This window comes from Deltaproteobacteria bacterium, from assembly GCA_003696105.1.
GTDB lineage: Bacteria > Myxococcota_A > Polyangia > Haliangiales > J016 > J016.
The window spans coordinates 1-6188 of sequence record RFGE01000269.1 but is presented as its reverse complement, the minus strand read 5'-3'; the positions used below and the strand labels follow the sequence as shown (position 1 = coordinate 6188).

The 6188-nt window shown below is 78.2% G+C and carries 2 protein-coding genes; both read right to left on the bottom strand.

Annotated features, from left to right (window positions below; translation table 11 throughout):
* A partial coding sequence (locus D6689_17310; GenBank protein RMH39209.1) for a hypothetical protein occupies positions 1-1133 on the bottom strand: 1133 nt, incomplete at its 3' end.
* Positions 1130-6188, bottom strand: a 5059-nt coding sequence (locus tag D6689_17305; GenBank protein ID RMH39208.1) for a tetratricopeptide repeat protein, incomplete at its 5' end; no start/stop codon positions are given. The genes D6689_17310 and D6689_17305, both read right to left, overlap by 4 nt.

Below are 6188 nucleotides of genomic sequence, written 5' to 3'. Positions count from 1 at the left end.
GCGCCCGGCGCACCGAGTTCGAACGACGCGAACACGTCGTCGCCGTCACCGCTCGTCGTGCCCTCGACCACCTGCGGTGCGGGCCGCGCCTCGAGCCGGTCGCTCGGCTCGGCTTCGATCTCGATCACCGGCCCCTCGCCCGCCTCCCGCGTGCCCGCCGCTTCCTCGCCTGCCGCCTCTCGGCTGAGTTCGCCGGCGCGCCGGCGCGCGATGTGAGCGTTGAGTCGCCGCACGCTCGGCCGCACGGCAGCAGGCGACTCGACGGGCGCGGCGCCCGCAGGCTCGCCACCCGCCGGCGGAGCCTCGATCTCGATGTCGTCGTAGAAATCGTCGTCGACGACGACGGCGACTTCGCGCTCGGCCGTCGGCGGCCCGTCGTCGAATTCCCGCGCCGCGCCCGCCATGCTCTCGAGCAGCTCTGCCGACGCGATCCGCGTCACCTCACCGCCATCGAAGTCGCCCTCCCCCGAGAGATCGCCATCCGCTGCGTCGCGGCGCCGCTCGAGGTCCTCGCGCCGCACGATCGCGGCGCCGCGCCGGTCCGGTCGCGGCGCACCGGGTTGCGGCGCCTCCGGGCGCGCCGCCGCCAGCGGAAGGTCGAACGGCGATGCGACCCGCGTCGCCTCGCCGCCCGGCGCCCCCACCGGCGCCGGGTCGGCGGACAACTCGTTCACGGGGACCGCGTCCGGAAGATCGCCGAACAGCTCGTCGTCCGACGGCCCCTCCGCGAGCGACGGGGCGCGCCCGAACTCGATCGACGGGCGGCTCGGACGCCGCGGCGGCGCGGGCGGCGCGGCCTGCGCCTCCGCTCCGGCCGCCCCGTCGCTGCCGTCGGGCGCGGCGAGCGGCGGCGGCTCGAGCGACCCGAGCATGGCGCCCAGCGCGCGGGCGTCGCCGAGGAAATCGAGGTCGTCGTCGCCTGCGTCGCCACCGGCGGCGGCCGCGGCTCCTTGCCCTCCGCCCGCCGTCGCGGTGTCCTCCGCGCCGGCCTCCGATTCGTGCAGGGCGTCGAACAGGTCGGCCCAGGCGTCGATGTCCGCCTCGTCGGCCTCGAGCCGCGGAACGTCGCCGCCCGGCGGCGTGTCCGCCCCCGCGAACGGGTCGCGCGGATCCTTCGGATCGCCTGCGGTCACGTCGTCACCTCGAGGGCGCGGCGCACGGCGAGGTGCTCCTCGCTCGCAGCCCACGCCACCAGGTCGAGCGCCCATGGATCGTCCGCCAGCAGCCGCCCGCCGCGCCCGACGTCGACCACGTCGAGCGCCGCCGCGACGTCGCCCGCGACGGCGAGACCCGCGCGGGCCGCGGTCGCCGCCGCCGCGCGCGCCCACGCCTGGGGATCTCCCCACGAGTCGGCCTGCGCGACCGCCGCCTCGAGTGCGCGGCGCTGGCGGCGGCCGAGCCCCTTGGCCAGAGCGCGTTCGCGCTCGCGCAGCCCGTCGTCGTCGGGCGCGAGTCGGGCGACGGCGTCGGCGTCGCCGCCGCCCAGGCGCAGCGCCGCCGCGAACACCGCGACTCGCTCCTCGGCGCGCAGCTCCGCGAGCGCGCCCGTGCCCTCCCGCGCCAGCGCGAACGCGCGGCCGAGCAGGAATGCGGCGACCGGCGAGTCGGCGCGCGCCACGTCGGCGCTGAGGAACACGGCCGGACGCTCGGCGCCGAGGACGCGCGCCACCCGCTCGCGCTCGCCCGACACGTACAGCTCGTAGTCGCCGACGCCGAAGGCGCGCGCGATCGCGTCGACCCGCGGCCAGTCGCGGTCGACGTGCCGGCCGACCCTGTCTCCGCGGGCAAACCCGAGCTGCGCCGGCTCGTGGGGGACGACACGCGCGACGCCGTCGGCGATCGCCGCCCACACGGCAGCCAGCGGCCCCGCCGCGCCCGGGTGGCGCACCGCCCGGTCCCACACGTCCGCCGGCACCGGCCGGCCGGACGGCCAGCGCGCGCGCACCGCTTCGGCGTGGCGCGCGGCGAACGCGCGGTGCTCCTCCGGCACGACGCCGAGGGCCGCCAGCGCCTGGACCGCGAACCACCGCGCGTCGGCGTCGTCGAGCCACTCGGCGACCGCGGCGAGCCGCCGGTAGCCGCCGGGCGACCCGGGCGCGGCCGAAATGGCGGCGCGCGCGTCCGCCGCGGCCGCCTCGAGGATCTGCCGGCGCGCGGCCGCGTCCGGCGCGAGGTCGGCCAGCCGCTTGATCACCTCGAGGTTGCGCGGGTCGAGTTCGCGGGCGCGCGCCAGCGCCGCGCGCGCCCGGTCCGCGCGACCGGCGCCGCGGCACAGTTCGGCGACGCGCAGGGACGCCGCCACGCGCTCCGCCGCGTCGGGCGCGCGCTTGGCGATCGCGTCCCACTCGTCCACGGCGTCGTCGATTTGACCCGCCCTGACCAGCAGATCGGCCAGCTTGCGCCGCAACGCGAGGTCGTCCGGCTGCCGCGCGACCACCTGGCGCAACTCGGCGGCGGCGGCCGCGGGGTCGTCCATGCTGTCCGCGAGCAGCCGGGACAGTTGCAGATCCACCTGTTCGCGCTCCGGCCCCTCCGGCGCGATGTCGACGAACCGGCGCAGCAGCGCGATCGCCCCGTCGATGTCGCCGAGTTCGATCGCGAGTTCGCCGCGCACGCGGATCGCGTCGGCGCGGTCCGGGTCGATCGCCAGGGCCGAGTCGAGGTCGCGCGCGGCGCCGCGCGCGTCGCCGAGTTTGCGCCGCACGCGCGCGCGGTCGATCCACAGGTCGACCTTGTCTTCTGCGGCGTCGAGCGCGTCGAGCCGGTCGTTGAGCAGCGCGTACAGGCCGCCGACATCGCCGTGCTCCTCGTAGATGTCGCGCAGCCGGTCGAACTCGTGCGCCAGCGGATCGAGCGCGAGGATGCGGCGATACACCGGCACTGCCGCGCGCGGGTCGTCCAGATCGATGTCGAACAACTCGGCGGCCTCGCGCAACAGCTCGAGCTGGGTGTCCGGATCGGTCACGGCGCGCGCCAGCGCGAGCGACGCCCGTGCCAGCGTCGCCTGCGCGCCCGCGCGGCGCGCGAGCCGGCGCAGCGCCTGCAGCGCGCGTACGTGTCCCGGGTCCGCGGCGAGCACCTCGGCGACGACCTGCCCCGCGTCGTGCAACAAGCCCGCGCGCTCGAGCGCCAGCGCCGCTTCGAGGTTCCAGTGGGCGCGGCTTTGCGGATCCTGGCACCAGGCGGCGCGCCGCCGCAGTCGCTCCGCTCGCCGCCGGAGCGCGTCGCGATCGGCGTCGTCAGGCGCGGCGCCGGCTGCCCCCTCCGCGGCCGCGACCACCGGCGCGGCGTCGTCGGGCGCCAGCGCGGCCGCGCGGGCGATCGCGTCGCCGGCCGCCGCCGCGTCGCCGGCTGCGGTGTGGACCGCCGCCGCGCGCAGGTGCGCCGCGGCGGCCACCGGCGCCGGAGCGGCCGCCGCGAGCCGCCCGAGCGCGTCCGCCTCGGCCGCCGCGTCCCCCCGGCGCGCCTCGGCGACCGCACACCCGAGGTGGGCGCCGGCCCGCTCGGGGCACGCGCGGGCGGCCCGGGCGAACGCCTCCGCCGCCCGATCGGGGTCGCCGAGGGCGACCAGCGCCAGCCAGCCCGCCTCGGCGTGCAGTTCGCCGGCGACCGCCGGATCGGGGCGAGCGGCCGCGAGGTGCTCGAGCGCGTCGACTTCAGCGGCGGCGTCGCCGCGGCGCACCGCGAGCTGCCACACACCGAGCCACGCAACCGCGTCCTCGGGCGCCGCGTCCGCCGCGCGCCGGTAGGCGTCCGCCGCGTCGTCGACCCGACCGGACGCCTCGTGCGCCTCGGCCAGAGCCAGCAGGGCCGGGACGCCGCCGTCGTCCGCGGCGCGCTCGAGCACCTCGATGGTGCCATCGGTGTCCCCCGCCCGCTCCAGCGCCTCGCGCAGCGCCGCCAGCACGTGCGGATCCGGTCCCGCGCGGTCCAACAGGTCGCGCAACACGTCCGCGGCGTCCGCGGGCCGCTCCAAACGATGTAGCAGCAACGATGCGGCCTCGCGCAGCGCGCGCGCCGCGGCCGCGCCCGCGGGTCGGGCGTCCGCCTCGTCGCGGAGCGCCGCGACGAGTTCCTCGTGGCGGCCGGCGCGGCGCAGCAGCTCCGCGACGGCCGCGCGCGCGTACGGGTCCGCCGGCCACACGGCGAGCACCTCGCGGTACGCCGCCAGCGCGCGGTCGACGTCGTCGACCTCCTCGTCGTACACGCGGGCCGCCTCGAGCCAGATCGCGGCCCGCCGGTCGGGAGCGTCCGCGCGCGCGGCCAGCTCCGCCAGCACCGCCGCGCGCTCCACCGGCCGGCCCAGCGCGGCCAGGGTCTCCTCCATGCGCCAGCGGATCCGGTCGTCGTCCGGATCGATCGCCGCGATCCGCTCCAGCGCGCCGAGGGCGTCCTCGAACCGGCCCGCCTCGTCGTAGATGCGCGCGACGCGCTCGAGCACCTCGCGGCGCAGCGCCGGATCGTCGGCCTCGCTGTGCAGCTCGAGCAGCGCGGCCGCCTCGTCCGGGCGGCCGGCCGCCTCGTGCAGCGACGCGAGCGCGTCGAGCGCCGGCGGGTAGCCGGGCACGACCTCGAGCGCCTGCGCGTAGCGGTGGCGAGCGGCCTCCTCGTCGCCGACGAAGTGCGCGAGCAGGTCGCCCGCGACCGTGTACCACTGGGCGGCGCCTGCGCGGTCCTCGACGCCATCGCCGAACGTGTGGCCGAGTCGCGCGCCGTCCGCGGCGGCCGCCGCGGCGGCCGCCACGGCCGACCAGTCCCCGGACTGCAGCGCATCGCGCTCCGCGAGCGCCACGACCGGCAAGAACCCCGGCCGCTCGGCCGCCAGCTCGCCGAGCCGCGCCCGCGCGTCGTCGCGCTTGCCCGCCCGCGCCAGCGCCTCGGCCCGGCGCAGCTCGAGCGCCATCCGCCGCTCCGGCGACGGGTCGAGCGCCTGCAAGCGGACGCACAGCGCGGCGAGCGCCTCGTACTTGCCGAGTTCTTCCGCCAGGTCGGCCAGATCGCCGACCACGATCGGCTCGCCCGGCGCGACCTCCATCGCGCGTTCGAGGTAGCGCCAGGCGCGGTCGAGATCGCCGAGCCGCTCGCGCGCGATGCGCGCCTGGCGCCGGCGCAGCGCCGCGATCTCCAGGCGGAGCGCTGCCTCGCGGCCGGGCGGCTCGCCCTCGGGCTGCGGCGTCTGCGGCGGCTCCGGGGGACCGGCGGGGCCGAACGCGTCGACCAGCGGCTTGATCTGCGCCTCGAGCGCCATGAGCAGGTCCTCGGGGTCGTCGGCGAGTTCGGCCAGCCGGGCGCGCTCGCGCGCCAGGCGCGCCGTGTCGACCCCGAGAGCGAGCGCCTCGAACAGGGTCTCCCGCGCGCGGTCGACCCCCTCGGGTCCCTCGCTGCGGTGGAAGCGCACGATGTCCATCAGGTAGACGAGCTTGCGCTCCGGCGCGTGCGACGCATCGGCCAGCGCCCGCCACAGCTCGAGACAGCGCGCCCGGTCGCCGCCGGCCACCGCGCGCCGCTCGAGGGCCATCAGCGCCGGTACGTAGTTCGGGTCGTACGCGAGCGCCTGCTGGAAGGCCGCCTCGGCCTCGTCGCCCCGCCCGAGCCGGTCTTCGTGCAGAATGCCGCGCTCGACCGCCAGCGCGGCGCGTTCGCGATCGTCGTGCGCGTACTGGATCTCGGCGTCGATCAACTTGAGCAGGTTGGGCCAAAGCTGCCGGCGATAGAACACGCGGCGGATCGCCCACAGGTTCGCCCGCAGCGACGGGTCGGCCTTCAGCGCGCGGCCGAACGCCTGGACCGCCCGCGCCTCGTCGGCCAACTGGCGCTCGTACAACTCTCCGAGTTCGTAGGCGAGCGCCGCCTCGCGCACGCGATCGCCGCGCGCCTCGTCGAGTTCGGCGGCCAGCTCCGCGGCGCGGCGCTCCCAATCGGCGGTTCGCGCCTCGTCGACCGCACGGTCCACCGGAGTCGGCTGCTCGAGGTCTCGCGGCGGGGGCGCCGCGCCACCGTCCGGCGCGGCGCGGTCGTCGCCCCGGACGCCCGGCGCGGAACCGCCGTCGACCGTGGGCGCGGCACCGGGCGCGGAACCGTCATCGACCGCGGCGTCATCGGCAGCCGCGTCCTCGCCGGCGATGTCGACCGCGGCGTCGGCGGCGGCATCCTCGACGGCGATGTCGACCGCGGCGTCGCCGGCGGCG